Genomic DNA, 18,487 nt, shown 5'->3' with positions numbered 1-18,487 from the left:
TCGGTGCACACCTAAGGTCGACCAGGTGAACACACGCTCTACTTCCGCCAGTTCATTGCGTGACGCTGAGGTCCGGCATGTCGTCATGACCGCTGCCGCCATGGCCGCGAGGGCATTGACCGGGTCCGACAGCAGCACAGACCCAGAAGTCCGCCTCAAAGAGATGATGGACGCCCACGCGAGGATCCTCTGGGCGTGGGGTCCCGGAAAGCCCCTGACCTTCACCAAGTTCCGGGAGATGCTGACGGAAGACCTGTCGGCGCTCCTGCCCGACGGTGTGGACGCCGGCGAGATGTCGGGCTTCTACGCCATCACCGAGGACGGGGAGTTCGAGGAGGACTCCTACGATCTGGAGCTGGAGCAGCGGACCGTCCTTGAGGCGCTCGAGAAGGCGTCGTGGAACGGACGGTCAGCGATGGGTGATCGGGTCAGCGACGAGCTGCACCAGACACTGGTGCACCGTGAACTGCTGAAGGGTCGCTCGCAGGAGTCCTACTGCGCATGGCGGTCGGCCCTGATCACGACTCCGGCGGGGGCGGCCGGGGAACTTCGCCGTCTTGATCTCCCCGCGAAGCTCGACGAGTTCTACGAACCTATCCGGTTCGACGCGCTCTACGACCAACGGTGGTGGTTCGCGTGCCCGTTCTGCTCGTGGCCCATGAAGATCACGCTGCATGGCGAGAAGCGCGGCTCCGCGGGGAAGGTCCGTTGCTTCCACCGGCCGCACGCCCGGCAGGGAGCGCGGTACGAGTTCACGGTTCCGGACAGCGGCAAGGCACCGGAGCTGCGGTCCGTCGGCAGGCCGTTGAAGCCCGAGGGGAGTGCGAGCGTCCTGTTCAAGGACATCACGGACCGGATCCCCGAGCCGACCCCGGAGAAGGGGCACCGGGCCCTGGTGCGGGGGGTGTGGCGGTGCACGACGATCCCGGGGATTCCCGAGCTGGGCCTGTATGACGCGCTGTCGAGGCCGGCCCTGAAGAAGAAGGGGGTGACCGTGGCACTATGGCCGGATATGGACACATACGACCTGCTGGTCACGGTGTCGCGGAAGCACGGGGCGAGGACTGAGTTCAAGGTCGATGTGAAGGACTACACCCACGCGACGCTCCTAGCCGACAAGATCACCGCCGACCGGGGTGACGGAGGCGGTGCTGACTGGTTGGTCGTTCCGGACTTCCGGTACGACACGGTGCCGCTGCTGGAGGACGTCAGCCGGAAGTGGATGCGGGTGGCGACCGCCGGGGACTTCGGCGCGAAGGTGTGCCAGGAAGCGGGTGCGACGTGGGCGTGACGAAGAAGCTGTCGAAGGGTGTCGGTTCGGCGTCCGCCGCGCTGGCCCTGGCGGCGCACTACTTCCCGGAGAAGGACGATGAGGGCCGCTTGGTGGCGTCGTTCCGTCACGCGTCGTTCTTCTTCACCGGCCACCTGGACCTGTGGGACCAGTGGCGGGAGATGCCGCTCGCGGACAAGCAGCGGATCGCCGGTGTCATCCACTACGGGCGGCAGGACTTCGCCTCATCGGGGGTGTTCACCCGTTTCGTACGTGGCTGCCTGGCGGAGCAGTCTCCGGATGGCGGTATCCCGTTCGAGGCCGTGGGGGATCCCGGCAGCGCGGTGTCCGCGAGGCCGCGGGTCGGCGGCGATCTCCTCGCCCACGTCGACCGCATGCTGGAGAGGCTGTCGAAGTCGTACGGGCGCAGGAGAGCGCATCCCCCGGCAGGGCCGGGGACGTGGCTGACGGCCAAGCGGTACGCGTCGGGAAAGGGTGAGATCGTCGGCCGGGCGGTCATCGCGGCAACCGGCACCTTCACCAGCGGGAAGGACCTCGATGACCTCCCCGAGGTGCACACGCTCCCCTACGAGCCGGACCTGAAGATCGCCACCCCTGATCTTCTGGAGCACGCGAGGGAGGTCGACCGGGTCCGCTACGAGGAACACGGCAAGGAAGGGTACCTCTTCGACGTCCTGTCCAAGCTCTTCGACGAGCTGCACACGACCGACGACATCAGCGTCGGTGACGCCCTGATGCTCCTTGCCGGGCCCATTGAGATCTTCAATGCCCCTACCGGAACCGGGAAGAGTGTCCTTGTGCGGGTCGCGGCGTCCTGGCTCGCGGTCAACGGGTACGCGATCACTCTGGTTCTCCCGACCGTCGAGGCGACCTTGTCCGCCGCGTGGGAGATCAAGGAAGACCTCAGGGCTCTCGGCAGTACGAAGACCTGTGCTCCTCTGATGTCGCCCTCCCGGCTCCACGACCGGGCCATGAAGCTGGTCTCCCGCATCGAGGGCCCTCTCATCGGCCAGGACGACGAGACGCTGTGGCGTATCGACACCCTCTCCTACGGGTGTGCTCTCAAGCACGCGACGACCAGCACTCACCCGTACCCGCCGGGCAGCGAGTCGTGCCGGTACCTGGGTCCCATCCCCCCGATGACGGGGAGTCGGTCCTGTTCGTGGATGCAGACCTGCGGGAAGTACGAGCAGCAGCGTCAGGCGTGCGAGGCCGCGGTCGTGGTGACCAACCACCACAACTTCATGGCCGGGCGGTTCCACATCGGCGTCATGCTCGACGGCAGGAAGGCCGGCGACTTGTCCGTGGCCGAGTTCGCGTTCCGCCGCTCACACGCGGTCCTGATCGACGAGGTCGACCAGTTCCAGTCGGTAGCGGTCGACATGTGCTCCAGCGACCTGGTCCTTGACTCCCGGCAGCGAAAGAGCGTTCCCCTTCGGGATCTGGACGACGACCAGAGGATCATGTCGTCCGAGGCGATCAAGGAGCTGTGCCCCACCATCAGTCACGCCCGCTACCTGGCGGAATTCCTCCTTGCCGCGCTGTGTACCGATGAGCTTCACCTGCGCTACTACGAGGGACGGGACGAGGCGAAGGACACCCACGGTTCGAACAGCAGCATGTGGCACCTGTCCGGGTCGCGGGACCGGCGACTGATCACGCTCTTGTTCCCCGAGGAGGACGTCACCGACGCCCAGGAGATCCCGGCCGAGCTGTTCGACAAGCTGAACGCCCTGCACCCTGTGCACCCGGAATCGTCCGAGGACGCGCTTCCCCCGGGCCGCATCCACGACATCTCCTTGGAACCGCATCTGAAGGAGGTGCGGGAGGTGCTGGGGAACCTCCTCGCGTCACGGGGAGAAGACCTGCTCACCCAGGCCCGATCGGCGATGGACAAGATTCTCAAGGACGCCGTCCCCAACGGCTATGACCGGGGCGAGGCCATCGAGCTTCTGATCATCCGCGTATGGCTGGCCGAACTGGACATGACCCTTGAGCGTCTCCGAGGGAAGACCGCTCAGTTCAAGGCCGCGGGACTCCCCTCCGCTCAGAAACTCGGAGAGAAGCTGGAGACCGGCGTGGCGTCCGGCATCCTGCCCTACGGCATGCTCGGCAAAGGCGTCTTCGGCTACCGAGTCACCGGCCTGGACGACCCGGAGAAGTCCGCCGAACTCACCTCGCAGAGCATCTCCGGCGATCCCCACACCTACACCGCGCAGCTCGGCGGCATCGTGTCTCTCGTGCTGGCCGGCGTCGAGCGCCCGGTCATGGGCCTGTCGGCGACCGCCTACTTCCCCCAGGCCGTACGCGAGCACGTCCACGGCCACGTGAAGTGGTGGATGACCGACGCCGACCCGGAGAGCATCAGCGCCATGCAGGCGCCGCTCAAGGACGCACTCAACCGCGACATCCAGATCTCCGGTCTCCCCCAGCACCTCAAGAGCAAGGCCCTCAACGCGCTCGGGGAGAAGCTCTACACCGACAGGATCCACCCCGAGCTCGCCGACCTCCTCGAAAACGACCCCGACCGCGCGCACGTGGCGGTCGTCGTCAACTCCTACGAGCACTGCCGCCACATCGCTGCCGGCATCTACGCGTCCGGCGACTACCGCGACGGCCTGTGCGTCGCGGTCCCCCCGGACAAGTACCGGCGTGACCGGCTCAGGGAAGCCATCAAGCTCCCTCCTGGCGTCATCGAGCTGACACCAGAGGAGTTCACCACGTTCCCCAAGCGCGGGAAGATCCTCGTCGTTCCCATGGCGAGGATCGCGCGCGGCCTGAACATCGTCATCGGCCGCCGGTCGGCGATCACCAGCGTCTACCTGTGCACGCGGCCTCTCGCTCTGCTCACCGACCCTCCGGAGATGTACGCCTCCATCAACGCTGCCGGGATCAACGCCGTCACTCCCGCGAGTGACCCTCTGGAAGTCCTTCACAAGGCGCGAGAGGCGGCCTGGTCCCGGCTTCGGCTGATCATGCGCTCCGCCCCCGGGTTCGTCAGTGCCCACAAGACCCTTCAGGAGGAGATCGTCGCCGGGATGATCGTCGACATGATCCAGCTCGCCGGCCGGGCCCGCCGCGGCGGCACGGACATGACGCTGCACCTGGTGGACTACGCCTTCCACAACGACTCGTGGAAGTCCGACCTGAAGAACATCCTGCGCCGGATGCACGAGAAGTGGACTCCGGACGTCCGGCGGAGAATGGACGCTATCTACCGCGAAGCGCTCGCCGCGTTCCTCGCGTACGCCGGAATCAACTCCGGGGAATCAGAAGGTCATTGATCGCCCGTCCAGCCGTGCTATGGTGACGCACGGCTGGACGCGCACTGCCCAGGCGAATGACGGAAGCTCCCATGCAGCGACCGTTGGCCAAAGGCCCCGTTGGACCCGCGCGAAGAAGTCCCGTTTTCGGGCACGCACATCACTGCCAGGCATCGTCAACGTCTCGGCGGGAAGCATGGGATACCGCGCGAGGGAACAGACATGCCCAAGCGGCAGAACCCGTTGCAGAAGGATGCCCGGAAGCTCCAGCGGCGCACGGACTACACCTACACGCAGGCCCTGGACATCATCCGCCTGCTCCAGAAGCCCGCAGCACGATCGCCGCGGGAACTCACCTCGGTAGCCGAAGCTCTCCTCGCCGGCCAGGATCAGGTACACCTCTGCCCTGTCTACGGCGCTCTTCCCCCGGCGATGGCCGGCAAGTTGCGCTTCCACTACTTCATCGGCATCCATCGTCTCGGCAGCTACCTCACCAAAGACGACTGCCTGATCGGCCGCAAATCACGGCCGGCGGGCGACGCGGCACCCGATGACGAGAGCCTCTCCTCTGCCTCGCACTCCCCCATCCCGGCGTACCGCCGTACGGCCAGAAACGGAGCACGCACCCCGATGACCGCTCAGCCCCTCACGGGCCAACCGCCCAGGGTCAACAAGAAGCAGCGGCTGAACGTCGCCGCGTACCTGTGCACCCCGCAGCTCCTCGATGGCGCCGCCGTCATGGTCCGCGAGTTCGACAACGGGTTCAAGAACCTCTGGAGAGGCTTCGACCGCGCGTACAAGGACCTCGCCGGCCGAGAAGAGGTCCAGGCTCCCCACTCCATCGTCACGACCGCGCTGCGCTGCCTGACCGGTGGCTACGTCCACTTCGACCCCTGGGCCGGCGTCCTCGTCACCCGCGTCGAGATCGACGACGACACCCTCCGCGACGCCTTCACCCTCATGGTCGGCATGGCCATGGGCACGCCCATCGACCAGATCAGCCTCAACAATCCCGACCCGCTGGCCGTGAAGGTCGCCAGCACCCCGGAGGAACGCCGCCTCCTCGCCGACTACCTCATCACCAACGAGAACGGTCAGCCGGACGCACCGGGCTGGGTGTACCGGACGGTGACGTGGGACCTGTCGATCCGCCTGGCCGCGCGTCCGTGGAAGGTTGACGGGCAGGAGATCACACTCCGCCCGGACAGTGAGGGCGGCCTGATCGCTTGGGGCCACCCCTGGTCGAACAAGAACGGCACCGCGCACGCCGTGGCACGCATCCGGCTGTCCATGAAGACCCTCCCCAACCTCTCCCGCCCCGTGATCCTGGCCTCCTCCCAGGTGACACGCCTCAAGTCCAGCCTGGCCTACGCACGGAAGGTGCTGGTCGAGCAGGCCGACCCCGGACTCCCGCTGATCGAGGTCGAGCTGGACGGCCGCGGCAAGATCCGTCGGATCAACCGGATGGCGCTCCAGATCCTTTCCAAGCTCGGCATGGACTACACCACCCTGAGCCTCATCCAGAACCGGGCCCAGGCCGAGGCCGACTACGACGCCGCCACGCAAGACACCGAAAGCGGCGAGGGTGAGATCCGGGAAGCACTCCCCCCGATCGGCCCGGACAGCAAGATCCGCCCCATTCAGGGCAAGAGCTACAAGTTCCCCATCGGGCGCGGCGTCGGCATGCACCACATGCGCGAGCTGGACCGGCACATCCGCGACGTCTTCGGCGACGCCGCGACCAGCCCAGACATTCACCTGAGCACCCGCGGATTCCCCCGCAACGACCCGAAGAACCCTCTCCCTGCCCCGGCCGAGGTGACCCGCTCCCTCACGTCCATGGGGTACGAGCACCTGCGAATCGTCTGTCTGTGGAGCAAGGACGAGAACCGCACCCGCATGATCAACGGGCTGTGTGACGCCTACAGCCTGCCCGCCACGAGCATCGACCCCTCCGACGGCGTCCCCGTCCCGCTGCACGGCGACACCGTCAGCGTCGTGTTCCACCACGCCCCCGCCTTCCTCGCGCACGGCCCCGCCACGGGTCGGGCCGGGCTGGTCGACGGACTCCCCTCCCTTCGCCGAGAACCGGGAACGCTCGTAGCGGTTTGGGCAGAGACCGAGTACACGGCCGAGTCCATCGAGGACACCACCGAGGAGGAAGCTGCCGAGAACCGGCGAGACCGGCGCCTGCGGGCGAAGAACGACGAGTCCGACGCCAAGTACCAAGGACGCCGGATCATCGCCCAGAGGGGCATCGTGTCGCAGTACATCGCCGACATGAAGCAAACCAAACGCAAGCGAGACCAGGGCAAGGACCACCAGGCGCTCTACTCCCTCGTCGACCTGCACCGCAACATCGGAATCCTCGACGAGCGCATCGACACAGCCCTGATCGACCCCATCGGCGCCCACGCACCTCATGGCGTCGCACACGTCGGGATCCACGTACGCCGACAGAGCAAGCAACACCCCAAAGAGAAGGCCAAGATCTGCATCACCGCAGTCGCCCTGGTACCTCCCTCCGTAGAGGGAGGCGCCTGGACGCTCCACGGCTGGAGCTACACCAACCCGAAGTGGCAGCACTACAACGACGCCATCGCCGCCTTCCACGCCCTGGACTACCCAACTGGCAAGATGACCGAGCTGGTCGACGACAACCAGGGTTACAAGAAGGTCGCCGAGCAGATCGACCAGGCCCTCTCCGACCTGACCGTCCGCATCGGTCGCCTCCCCTACACCGTCACCGTGGACGGAGTCGGAACCCGCAGGCTGTGGGGCGGCCTCCACAACAACAAGCAGGGCCTGACCGGAGACCCCGGAGACACCTGGCTCCCCGGCAGCACGCTGCGCCATCATGACCGGCCCATCGCCGTGATCCGGATCAACAAAAGCGCGGACGAGGTGCCGCAGCCGATCAGCGTCAGCCGGTTCGACGCGGACGGGAACTTGATCGGCGCGAACAGCACCACGACGTCGCTGTACCGGCTCGACACCGACCTCGGCCCCGCCACCTGGATCCTGTCGAACGTCCCTCACCAGTATGACGGGAACGGGGCGGGCCGCCTCGGCGGAGACAAAACCCGGTGGACCGCCGGCCACGGCTCCAATGAAAAGGGCAACATCTCGAAGAACGAGGTCGCCGCCAACTGGTACACGATGAACGGCACCGAGATCTACCCCTTGCCACTGACGCCGGGGGTGGGCCAGGAGGTGCTCGCGAACCTCACCGCGCGCCTGTGCAACCGCCCCCTGGCATGGAGCAACCGAACCCGCTACCCCGTCCATCTCCACGCGGCCCAGCAGATGGACCTGGACCACCCGCAGTACCGCCGCACCGCCCCTCAGGAGGACAATGAGGCGGAAGCGACTGGCGACGCACAACAGACCGCCGACCAGGAGTAGACCAGCCATCCTCAACGGGCTGCACGCTACGGGGGCGACGGTCGCTCAGTAAGCCTCGACAGCCTCAACCAAGAGGCCGTGGAAGCGGCACAACATAGCGGGGGATCGCCGGTTGGCCGAACTGGCGATCCTCCGCATCATTCATAGCCCGCCGCCGCTACTCGCCCGTCCATCGAGAGACATCATCGGATCGAAGCAGGGAGTGCGCCTGCACAAGACCGCTGCCGCCGTCTACGCTGCCGCTCAGCTCGCGCGGAATAGGTCCTGGGCGCGCTCCAGGTCCTGCTCGGCGCGAAGCCTCAACTCCTGTTTGCCCCTTGCCCTGGTGGCCGAGTCACGTCACGTCCCGGGTGAACCCGGGATCCAGGTCGCCGTAACAGCCGGGTGCCCGGTGACCGACGCCACAGTCACACGGCGCACACAGCGGATGTCTCTGCAAGCACACCTACTCGGCCGTCGAGGGCGCGCACGACCCCTTGGGCGTCAGACAGGCCGCCCACGCTACACCCCAGTTCACGGCACCCCGGAACCTACCTAACGCCCCATCAGAACGAGCGTCAAATGAGCGTCAAGAGCGTCATTTCGGCGTCAAGATATCGCCCGTAACGCCCACACCGCACATAATGCACACGGGCAAAACCGCAGGTCAGGAGCCCTTCGCGGCCGGTTCGAGGATGGCGACACACTCCACGTGATGCGTCATCGGAAACAGATCGAAGGCTCGCAGCGTCCGGACCCGGTACCCGCCGTCCCGGAAATACCCCAGGTCCCGAGCCAGCGCGGCGGGGTCGCAGGCGACGTAGGCGATCCGGCGGGCGCCCAGGGAGGACAGGTGCTCGACCGTCCTGCGTCCCGCGCCCGCGCGGGGCGGGTCCAGGACGATGAGGTCGACCTCCGTGATCCCGGTGCGCGGCAACACCGATTCGACCTTGCCCTGCTCGATGCGGACCCGGGGGAAGTCGGCCAGGTTGTGCCGCGCGTCCTCCACGGACCGCTTGCCGGACTCGATGCCGAGGACCGCGCCCTTCTCCCCGAGACGGTCGGCCAGGGCGCCGGCGAAGAGACCGACTCCGCAGTACAGGTCCAGAGCCGTTTCGCCCTTGCGGGGCAGGAGGCCCTGCATGACGGCGGTGACCAGGGTGTCGGCCGCTTTGGGATGGACCTGCCAGAAGCCGCCGTTGCCCACGCGGTAGGTACGGCCGTCAGCACGTTCGCGGACGAAGGGGCGGCCGTGCACGCGGTGGACGCCACCGGACTTCTCGTCCACCCGCAGTACCGAGACCGGCTTGTCCAATTCCACCAGCGGGAGGCGGGCGCCGGGGCGCGGGGTGAGGATCACCTGACGGTCCTGTGAGCCGGTGGCCGCGATCGCCTCCACCGACTCCATGCCGGACCAGTCCCGCTTCTCGATGCCGAGTTCGCTGACGCCCTCTGCCGCGATCATGCAGTGGTCGATGCGTTCGACCTCGTGCGAGCGGTGGCGGCGCAGGCCCGCGTGCCCCTCGGCGTCGACGGCGTACTGCACCCGCGTGCGCCACTGAGGGACCTGTCCGGAGGGCAGCTTGTCCCCTTCGGCGGGAACCACCGTGCCATCCCAGCCCGCCTCCTCGGGGGACAGACCCGCGAGCCGCTTGAGCTGCTCGGCGATCACCTCGGCCTTCAGCCTGCGCTGGGCGCCCGGCTTGGCGTGCTGCCAGTCGCAACCACCGCAGCGGCCTGGGCCGGCGAAGCGGCAAGGGGCTGCGATGCGGTCCTTGGCTGCCTCCAGAATCCGGACGGCATCGGCGCGCAAGAAGCGGGCGCCCTCCTCGCCCTCCGTCACCCGGGCCACCACCCGCTCACCGGGCAGGGCGTGCCGGACAAACAGCACCTGCCCCTCGGTGGTGCGGGCGATGCAGTGGCCGCCGTGGGCAACGGGGCCGATCTCGACCTCGTACTCCTCACCCACCAGCGACTTGGTCGGTTCTGCCTGCATGGTGGGGTGACTCCAGATCGGAAAATCGATGACGGGCGGCGAGAGCGGAACGGCCGCGACGGGTGGGCCGGACAACAGCCCACCAGTCTACGTGTTCGCCGCCCCGCTTCGGTCCGGGCTCGCTCAGTCCTTCCCCGCGGGCGCCGCCTTGGGCCGCTCGGCAGGACCCCGCCGGACCGCACCGGGCGCGTTCCACTCCTGCCGCTTGCGGGCTCGCAGCTTGGCCGCCTCGGAGGAGGCCAGCTGGTAGGGGATGGAGGTGACCATCACTCCGGGGGTGAACAGCAGCCGGCCCTTCAGGCGCAGGGCGCTCTGGTTGTGCAACAGGTGCTCGTACCAGTGTCCGACCACGTACTCGGGAATGATCACGGAGACCGCGTCGCGCGGGGACTCCTTGCGCAGGCTCTTGACGTACTCGATCACTGGCCGCGTGACCTCTCGGTACGGCGAGTCCAGCACCTTCAGCGGAACGTCGATGCCACGGACCTCCCACTCCTCGCGCAGCGCCTTGGTCTCGGCCGGGTCGACATTGACCGTGAGCGCCTCCAGGGTGTCCGAGCGCATCAGCTTGGCGTAGGCCAGGGCTCGCAGCGTAGGACGGTGGATTTTCGAGATCAGCACCACCGAGTGCACCCGGGACGGGCGGACCATGTCGTCGCTCGGACCCTCCGGGGCCGCGATCTCCTCGGCGACGCGGTCGTAGTGCTTCCGGATCGCGGTCATCGTCGCGTAGAAGATGACCATGCCCAGCAGGGCGACCCAGGCGCCATGGGTGAACTTGGTGACCAGGACGACGACGAGCACCAGGCCGGTGAAGAAGGCGCCGAACGCGTTGATCGCGCGGGAACGAATCATGCGGCTGCGTGAGGCCGGGTCCTTCTCGACCGCCAGATGGCGGTTCCAGTGCCGGACCATGCCGATCTGGCTGAGCGTGAAGGACACGAACACGCCGACGATGTACAACTGGATCAAGCGTGTGGAGTCCGCGCCGTAGACGACCGTCAGCAGCATGGCGGCGCCCGCGAGGAGCACGATGCCGTTGGAGAAGGCGAGGCGGTCGCCGCGGGTGTGCAGCTGGCGCGGCAGGTAGCGGTCCTGGGCGAGGATCGAGCCGAGCAGCGGGAAGCCGTTGTACGCCGTGTTCGCGGCCAGGAACAGGACGAGCGCCGTCGCAGCCGCCAGTACGACGAACAGGAAGCTGCCCTCGCCGAACACCGCCGCGGCGACCTGGGAGATCACCGGGTCCTGAACATAGCCGGCACCGAGCGGCTGCCCGTTGTGGAGCAGGTCGGCGGCCGGGTTCTCGGCCATACGGACCTTGGTCACCAGGGCGAGGGCGATGATGCCGCAGAACATGGTCACGGCCAGCAGGCCCATCATCGCCAGCGTGGTCGCCGCGTTCTTGGACTTGGGCTTGCGGAAAGCCGGGACGCCGTTGGAGATCGCCTCCACGCCGGTGAGCGCGGCGCAGCCGGAGGAGAAGGCCCGCAGGAGCAGGAAGATCAGGGCGAACCCGGCAAGTCCTTGGTGTTCGGCCTTGATCTGGTAGTCGGCCGTGGGCGCGCGCATGGTGTCGCCCAGGGCCAGACCGCGGAAGGCGCCCCACAGGATCAGGATGAAGACGCCACCGACGAACACGTACGTCGGGATCGCGAAGAGCTTGCCCGACTCCTTCACGCCACGCAGGTTCATCAGCGTCAGCAGGACGATCACGGCGACCGCGCAGAGCACCTTGTGCTGCACGACGAAGGGGATCGCGGAACCCAGGTTCTCGATGCCGGAGGCGATGGAGACGGCGACGGTCAGGACGTAGTCCACCAGCAGGGCGCTGGCGACGGTCAGGCCCGCCTTCGGTCCGAGGTTGGTGGTGGCCACCTCGTAGTCGCCGCCACCGCTCGGGTAGGCATGCACGTTCTGCCGGTAGGAGGCGACGACGGTGAACATCAGCACGACGACCGCGAGGGCGATCCACGGGCTGAAGTGGTACGCCGACACGCCCGCGACGGACAGGACCAGCAGGACCTCTCCTGGCGCATAGGCGACGGAGGACAGCGGGTCGGAGGCGAAGACGGGGAGTGCGATGCGCTTCGGCAGGAGTGTTTCCCCCAGCCGGTCACTGCGCAGTGCGCGCCCGATCAGGATCCGTTTGGGCACGTCGGTCAGTTTGGACACGACAGAGGATCGTAAGCCTTCGAACTGGCAGCCGCCCACCCGCCATCCCCTATCCGACCCCGAACCGTCCCCTGTCTGCCCCACGAGTGAACTCGGCAGAATGTGGAGTTGCGGATTCCGCAGCCACTGCAGGCTCCGTACCCAGGTCGCAGATTCCCGCCCGCCACCGGCCCCCGGAGGGGCCACGCCCGCGACTGCTGAACTCATTCGGGGCGGCCACCCCTCCCGCCTACCTCGGAATCCTGACCCGGTACGGCGTGCGCAGCATCACTCGCCGACGGGCCGGGCAACCTCCGGCAGGGGGGTTGCCCGGCCCGCGACGCCCGTGTGTAGCTTTGGGCGTCGGTCTGAGACCCTGATGCCGAGCAGTAACTTTTGGACACCGGAAGGACGGTCGTGCACATCGTCATCATGGGCTGCGGAAGAGTGGGTTCCGCTCTTGCCCAGACCCTGGAGCAACAGGGACACACGGTCGCCGTGATCGACCAGGACCCCACCGCCTTCCGTCGGCTGGGTCCGGGATTCGGGGGCCGTCGGGTCACCGGCGTCGGCTTCGACCAGGACACCCTGCGCGAAGCGGGCATCGAGGAGGCCGGCGCCTTCGCCGCCGTCTCCAGCGGCGACAACTCCAACATCATCTCCGCGCGCGTGGCCCGCGAGATGTTCGGCGTGGAGAATGTGGCCGCCCGCATCTACGATCCCCGCCGCGCAGAGGTCTACCAGCGTCTGGGCATCCCCACGGTGGCCACGGTCCGCTGGACCGCCGACCAGATGCTGCGCCGTCTGCTGCCCTCCGGGGCCGAGCCCCTGTGGCGCGATCCCACCGGCGGGGTGCAGCTCGCCGAGGTTCACGCGTCCTCCGAGTGGGTGGGGCACAAGATCAGCAAGCTGCAGGAGGAGACCGGCGTCCGGGTGGCGTTCCTGACCCGTCTGGGCGAGGCGATCCTGCCGACCTCGCAGACGGTGCTGCAGGAGGGCGACCTCGTGCACGTGATGATGCGGACGGACGACGTGGACAAGGTCGAGGCGGCATTCGCCGGAGGCCCGGAAGAGGAGGGCGGTCACTGATGAGGGTCGCCATTGCCGGGGCCGGCGCCGTCGGCCGCTCGATCGCGGGCGAGCTGCTGGAGAACGGCCACGAGGTCCTGCTCATCGACAAGGCCCCGACCGCCATCTCGGTGGAACGGGTGCCGCAGGCGGAGTGGCTGCTGGCCGACGCCTGTGAGATCACCTCCCTGGACGAGGCAGCGCTACAACGCTGCAACGTCGTGATCGCCGCGACCGGCGACGACAAGGTCAACCTGGTCGTGTCACTGCTCGCCAGGACGGAGTACGGCGTTCCGCGTGTCGTGGCCCGGGTGAACAACCCCAAGAACGAGTGGCTGTTCAACGAAGCCTGGGGCGTGGACGTGGCCGTCTCCACCCCGCGTCTGATGTCTGCGCTGGTCGAGGAGGCGGTGAGCGTCGGCGACCTGGTCCGCCTGCTCCGCTTCAGCCACGGCGACGCCAACCTCGTCGAGCTGACGCTGCCCGAGGAGTCGGCCCTGGCCGGCACCCAGGTCGGTGACGTGGAGTGGCCGCAGGACACCTCCCTGGTCACCATCATCCGCGGCACCCGGGTCCTGACCCCCTCCACGGAGGACTCCCTGGAAGCGGGCGACGAACTCCTCTTCGTGGCCGCACAGGCCCGGGAGGAGCAGCTGGAGGAACTGCTATCGGTGCGGCGGGAAGACACCTGACGGTCTCGGCGGCACCGCGGCGGGCGTTCGTGGCTTCAAGGACGCCCGCCGCCACACTCCGACCGGTCCCGCGCCACGGCCAGGGTCACCCCCGGCGGTGCCTGCCGCCCGCCGGCTCGCCGCCCTCGGTGGCCAGCGCCGCCTCGCGCTCCTTCTCGGCCTGCTCCTCGGCCTCCATCTCCGCGAACACGTCGATGGGCGCGGGCGCCTTGGCGAGGAAGACCCAGGTGAGATACACCGCCAGCAGGAACGGCGGGATCTTCAGGATGACCAGGACCCAGCCGAGCTGCGTGGTGTCAGCCCACCAGTACAACGGGAAGAGGATCGCGCACTTGGCGAGCAGGATCATGCCCCAGGCCCAACTGGCCTTCGCATAGGCCTTCTTCCGGCCGGGGTTACGGGTGCGCCAGGAGAGGTTCTCCTTGAACACCGGGCCGAGGATGAGGCCAATCAGGGGCACACCGGCAAGCGTCGTGATGATGTACGCGAATCCCAGGCCCAGCGTGTAGAGCATGCCGGGGAGGTAGAAGTCCTTGGCGTTGCCGGTGAACATCGCGAACGCGACGCCGAAGACCACACCGAAGACGCCGCTGAAGGCGTGCTTGACGGTGTCCTTCATGGCCAGCCGGACGACCACCAGGACGAGGGAGACCGCCAGCGCGGCGATCGCCGACAGGTGCAGGTCCTTGTTGACCGTGAAGATCGCGACGAACAGCAGGCCCGGCACGACCGTCTCGACCATGCCGCGGACACCGCCGAACGCTTCGAACAGCGCCGCCTCGGTCACCGCGCGGGCGTCCCCCGCTAGAGGCTGGTCGGTGTCTTCGGTCGGCTTGTCGAGGGACGTCACCGGCTACTCCCGTCCGAGAGGTCGCAGTTCGTACTTCGGATTGAACAACACCCGGCGGCCCCGGCTCATCGAGATCCGGCCCGATGCGATCAGCTTGCGCCCCGGTTCTATGCCCACGATGGAACGCCTGCCGAGCCACACCACGTCCAGCGCGGCGGAACCGTCGAACAGCTCGGCCTCCAAGGCCGGGACGCCGGCACGCGGACGCAACGTGACCGTGCGCAAGGTACCAGTTACGGTAACGATCTGCCGGTCCCGGCAATCACAGATCTTCGTGCAGCCGGTCGTCTCGGCATCTTCGCGCAGCTCCTCGGACTCCAGGTCCTCCTGGGACGTGGAGAGCCGGTCGAGCATGCGCCGGAACCGGCCGGCCGGCTTTCCGGAACGAGGAACAGCACTCATACCTGAAGCGTACCGGGGCCCGCTGACAGCGCCGTAGCCAAGCTCACTTCTCGAACCGGTACCCCATCCCCGGCTCGGTGACGAAGTGCTTCGGGTGTGAGGGGTCCGTCTCCAGTTTCCGGCGCAGCTGGGCCATGTACACGCGCAGATAGTTGGTCTCGGTCCCGTACGACGGCCCCCACACCTCCTGCAGCAGTTGCTTCTGGCCGACCAGCCGGCCGGTGTTGCGGACCAGCACCTCCAGCAGGTGCCACTCGGTCGGGGTGAGCCGGACGTCCCTGCCGGCGCGACTGACCCTCTTGGCGGCCAGATCCACGGTGAAGCCCTCGGTTTCCACCACCCTCAGATCGTCCTCGGCGGGGCCGACCGGCTCGGCCCGGCGCACGGCGGCCCGTAGCCGGGCCAGCAGCTCGTCCATGCCGAAGGGCTTGGTGACGTAGTCGTCGGCGCCCGCGTCCAGCGCTTGGACCTTCTCTTTCGAGGAGTGCCGTGCGGACAGCACCAGGATCGGCACCCGGGTCCAGCCGCGCAGGCCCCTGATCACGTCAATGCCGTCCATATCGGGCAGGCCCAGGTCAAGGACGACCACGTCGGGGCGGCGGGAGGCGGCGAGTTCGAGGGCGCTCCGGCCGTCGGAGGCCGCGTCGGCCTCGTATCCGCGTGCCTTGAGGCTGATCACGAGGGCGCGCACGATCTGCGGCTCGTCGTCGACCACCAGCACCCTCGTGGGGGTCTGTGGGGTTCCCCCGTTCGGGCTCACCATGGGGTCCGCCTTTCTGGTCCTGCGGTGTCTTCCGCAGCCTCCGCGGTGTTCTTCGGTGCCCGAGCGGACCCGGGACGCGCCCCTGCCGCGCGCAGGCTGAGGACCATGGTGAGTCCACCGCCCGGCGTGTCCTCGGCGTCGAGGGTGCCGCCCATGGCCTCGGCGAAGCCCCGGGCCACCGCGAGCCCGAGCCCGACACCGGCACCGCGCGGGGCGTCACCGTACCGCTGGAACGGCTCGAAGATGCGGTCCTTGGCGCCGTCCGGCACGCCCGGGCCACGGTCCACCACCCGTACCTCCACCCGATCGGCCATGGCACTTGCCGAGACCAGGACGCGCTGCCCGCGCGGACTGTACTTGACCGCGTTCTCCACCAGGTTGGCCACCGACCGCTCCAGCAGCCCGGGGTCGACCGCAACCATCGGCAGTGTTTCGGGCACGTCGAGTTCGACGCTGTCCTCGGGTACGCCCCCGAGCGCCATCGGCACGACCTCGTCGACGTCGATCTCGCGGATGAGCGGGGTGACGGTGCCGGTCTGCAGCCGGGACATGTCGAGGAGGTTGCCGACCAGGTGGTCGAGCCGGTCGGCGCCTTCCTCGATACCCGCCAGCAGCTCGGCCCGGTCCTCCTCGGTCCAGGTGACGTCACCGGAGCGCAGCGACGACACGGCGGCCTTGATACCGGCCAGCGGGGTGCGCAGGTCGTGGCTGACGGCGGCCAGCAGGGCGGTGCGGATGCGGTTGCCCTCGGCGAGCGTGCGCGCCCGGTCGGCCTCTTCCTGCAACCGTCGGCGGTCGAGGACGACGGCGGCCTGCGCGGCGAAGGCGGCGAGCACCCGGCGGTCCTCCGCGGGCAACACACGGCCGGTGAGCGCGAGAGCCATGTGGTCGCCGACGGGCATGTCGACGTCGGCGTCCTCGGGGCGCGCCAACAGGGGCCCGGTCCCGGCGTGGCCCGCGCAGGTCCACGGTTCCGTGTCGTCCGCCCGTTCCAACAAGGTGGCCGCCTCCATAGCGAAGGTCTCCCGGACCCGCTCCAGCAGCTCCTCCAGGCTGGTCTCGCCGCGCAGCACGTTCCCGGCGAGGAAAGAGAGGATCTCGGACTCGGCGCGCAGCCGGGCGGCCTGGCGGGTGCGCCGGGCCGCGAGATCCACCACCGAGGCCACCGACACCGCCACCCCGAAGAAGATCACGATGGCGACGATGTCCTTGGGATCGGCGATGGTCCACCGGTGCAGCGGTGGGGTGGAGAAGTAGTTCAGCAGCAGCGAGCCGAAGACCACCGCGGCCAGGGCGGGCGGCAGACCGCCGAGCAGGGCCGCGGCGACGGTCACGGCCAAGAACAGCAGCACGCCGCCCGCGAAGCCGAGGTGGACCGCGCTCAGCAGCACGGCGAGCGCCACCGGCCCGGCCAGCGCCACCGTCCAGCCCCAGCGGGTCCGGGCCCCACCGAGCCGTCCGCCGCGGGCCATGGGCAGCCCACGGCCTTGGGCCGCCTTCTCGTGGGTGACGATGTGCACATCGAGGTCGGGACCGGAGTCCCGGGCGACCGTCGCACCGACACCGGGCCCGAAGACGTACTGCCAGGCTTTGCGGCGGGAGGAGCCGAGCACGATCTGGGTGGCGTTGACACCACGCGCGAAGTCCAGCAGCGCGGCCGGTATGTCGTCGCCGACCACGTGGTGGAAGGTGCCGCCGAGGTCCTCCACGAGAGTGCGCTGGACGGCCAGCTCCTTCGGGGAGGCAGCGGCGGGGAGGCCGTCGCTGCGGGCTATGTAGACGGCGAGGACCGTGCCACCGGCGCCCTTCTCGGCGAGTCGGGTGGCACGGCGGATGAGCGTGCGCCCCTCGGGTCCGCCGGTGAGTCCGACGACGATCCGCTCGCGGGAGCCCCAGATCCCGAAGACCCGGTGCCGGCTGCGGTACTCGTTCAGGTACTCGTCGGCCCGGTCGGCCACCCACAGCAGCGCCAGCTCCCGCAGGGCGGTGAGATTTCCGGGCCGGAAGTAGTTGGACAACGCTGCATCGACCTTGTCCGGCCGGTAGACGTTGCCGTGTGCCATACGGCGGCGCAGCGCCTGTGGCGACATGTCGACCAGCTCGATCTGATCGGCTCGCCGCACCACCTCGTCAGGGACGGTTTCCAGCTGCCGCACCCCGGTTATCGACTCCACCACATCACCGAGTGATTCCAGGTGCTGAATGTTGACGGTCGAGATCACGTCGATCCCGGCGGCGAGCAGTTCCTCCACGTCCTGCCAGCGTGTGGCGTTGCGGGAGCCGTGCACGTTGGTGTGGGCCAGTTCGTCCACCAGGGCCACGGCGGGGGCCCGGCGCAGTACGGCGTCAACGTCCATCTCGGCAAAGACGGCACCCTGGTGCTCCAGCCGTCTGCGCGGCACCTGTTCCAGACCGTGCAGCATCACCTCGGTACGCGGCCGGTCGTAGTGCTCGACGAACCCGACGACACAGTCGGAGCCGCGCTCCACGCGGCGGTGCGCCTCGGCGAGCATGGCGTAGGTCTTGCCCACCCCCGGTGCCGCGCCAAGGTAGATCCGGAGCTTGCCGCGTGCCATGGCCTCATCGTCTTCCCGTGACTGCCGCGTCTTCCCGTGACTGCCGCCTGC

The 18,487-nt window shown here is 68.3% G+C and carries 11 protein-coding genes; 5 read left to right on the top strand and 6 right to left on the bottom strand.

Annotation, left to right across the window (positions count from 1 at the left end):
* Positions 1-25 precede the first annotated feature (25 nt).
* The 3 genes from LK06_RS25540 (at position 26) to LK06_RS25530 (ending at position 7,959) form a co-directional block, all read left to right on the top strand.
* Positions 26-1,291, top strand: a complete 1,266-nt coding sequence (locus LK06_RS25540) for a restriction endonuclease-related protein (protein ID WP_043434904.1) — start codon at positions 26-28, stop codon at positions 1,289-1,291.
* Entirely contained in the window at positions 1,288-4,575 is a 3,288-nt protein-coding gene (locus LK06_RS25535; RefSeq protein ID WP_234367500.1) for a hypothetical protein, read from the top strand. Before LK06_RS25540 ends, LK06_RS25535 begins: the two co-directional genes overlap by 4 nt.
* 201 nt (positions 4,576-4,776) lie before the next feature.
* Positions 4,777-7,959, top strand: a complete 3,183-nt coding sequence (locus LK06_RS25530) for an RNaseH domain-containing protein (RefSeq protein ID WP_052319021.1) — start codon at positions 4,777-4,779, stop codon at positions 7,957-7,959.
* Between the two features lie 646 nt (positions 7,960-8,605).
* On the opposite strand, the gene LK06_RS25525 is transcribed toward LK06_RS25530, so the two are convergent.
* Positions 8,606-9,934 carry a class I SAM-dependent RNA methyltransferase gene (locus tag LK06_RS25525; RefSeq protein ID WP_043434898.1) on the bottom strand — a complete coding sequence of 443 codons (1,329 nt, stop codon included), beginning with the start codon at positions 9,932-9,934 and terminating at the stop codon, positions 8,606-8,608.
* A gap of 123 nt (positions 9,935-10,057) precedes the next feature.
* Complete coding sequence (locus LK06_RS25520; protein ID WP_039652457.1) at positions 10,058-12,106, bottom strand: APC family permease; 2,049 nt, start codon at positions 12,104-12,106, stop codon at positions 10,058-10,060.
* 396 nt (positions 12,107-12,502) lie between these two features.
* Here LK06_RS25520 and LK06_RS25515 point away from each other — a divergent pair, with 396 nt between their 5' ends.
* Entirely contained in the window at positions 12,503-13,174 is a 672-nt protein-coding gene (locus LK06_RS25515) for a potassium channel family protein (protein ID WP_039652459.1), read from the top strand.
* On the top strand, positions 13,174-13,845 hold the full coding sequence (locus LK06_RS25510) for a potassium channel family protein (protein ID WP_039652461.1): 672 nt from the start codon (positions 13,174-13,176) through the stop codon (positions 13,843-13,845). The genes LK06_RS25515 and LK06_RS25510 overlap by 1 nt, the downstream gene beginning before the upstream one ends.
* An 85-nt stretch (positions 13,846-13,930) precedes the next feature.
* On the opposite strand, the gene LK06_RS25505 is transcribed toward LK06_RS25510, so the two are convergent.
* Genes LK06_RS25505 through LK06_RS25490 form a run of 4 tightly spaced genes read right to left on the bottom strand, consistent with a single transcriptional unit; the run spans position 13,931 to position 18,436 of the window.
* Complete coding sequence (locus LK06_RS25505) at positions 13,931-14,695, bottom strand: DUF3159 domain-containing protein (protein ID WP_039652462.1); 765 nt, start codon at positions 14,693-14,695, stop codon at positions 13,931-13,933.
* Between the two features lie 3 nt (positions 14,696-14,698).
* Positions 14,699-15,097 carry an OB-fold nucleic acid binding domain-containing protein gene (locus LK06_RS25500; protein WP_071659157.1) on the bottom strand — a complete coding sequence of 133 codons (399 nt, stop codon included), beginning with the start codon at positions 15,095-15,097 and terminating at the stop codon, positions 14,699-14,701.
* Between the two features lie 43 nt (positions 15,098-15,140).
* Positions 15,141-15,860: a response regulator gene (locus LK06_RS25495; RefSeq protein WP_052319020.1), complete on the bottom strand. Its 720-nt coding sequence runs from the start codon at positions 15,858-15,860 to the stop codon at positions 15,141-15,143.
* Positions 15,854-18,436 (bottom strand): ATP-binding protein, encoded by a 2,583-nt coding sequence (locus tag LK06_RS25490; RefSeq protein ID WP_052269914.1) that lies wholly within the window; start codon positions 18,434-18,436, stop codon positions 15,854-15,856. The genes LK06_RS25495 and LK06_RS25490 overlap by 7 nt, the downstream gene beginning before the upstream one ends.
* Between the last annotated feature and the right edge of the window lie 51 nt (positions 18,437-18,487).

It is taken from the genome of Streptomyces pluripotens, from assembly GCF_000802245.2.
Taxonomy (GTDB): Bacteria; Actinomycetota; Actinomycetes; order Streptomycetales; family Streptomycetaceae; genus Streptomyces; species Streptomyces pluripotens.
This window is presented reverse-complemented; position numbering and strand designations above follow the sequence as displayed.

Excerpts from the sequence above, each read along its gene's own strand:
- LK06_RS25530 (WP_052319021.1), top strand. The coding sequence starts at position 4,777 with ATGCCCAAGCGGCAGAACCCGTTGCAGAAGGATGCCCGGAAGCTCCAG.
- LK06_RS25525 (WP_043434898.1), bottom strand. The coding sequence starts at position 9,934 with ATGCAGGCAGAACCGACCAAGTCGCTGGTGGGTGAGGAGTACGAGGTC.
- LK06_RS25510 (WP_039652461.1), top strand. The coding sequence starts at position 13,174 with ATGAGGGTCGCCATTGCCGGGGCCGGCGCCGTCGGCCGCTCGATCGCG.
- LK06_RS25500 (WP_071659157.1), bottom strand. The coding sequence starts at position 15,097 with ATGAGTGCTGTTCCTCGTTCCGGAAAGCCGGCCGGCCGGTTCCGGCGC.
- LK06_RS25495 (WP_052319020.1), bottom strand. The coding sequence starts at position 15,860 with ATGGTGAGCCCGAACGGGGGAACCCCACAGACCCCCACGAGGGTGCTG.
- LK06_RS25490 (WP_052269914.1), bottom strand. The coding sequence starts at position 18,436 with ATGGCACGCGGCAAGCTCCGGATCTACCTTGGCGCGGCACCGGGGGTG.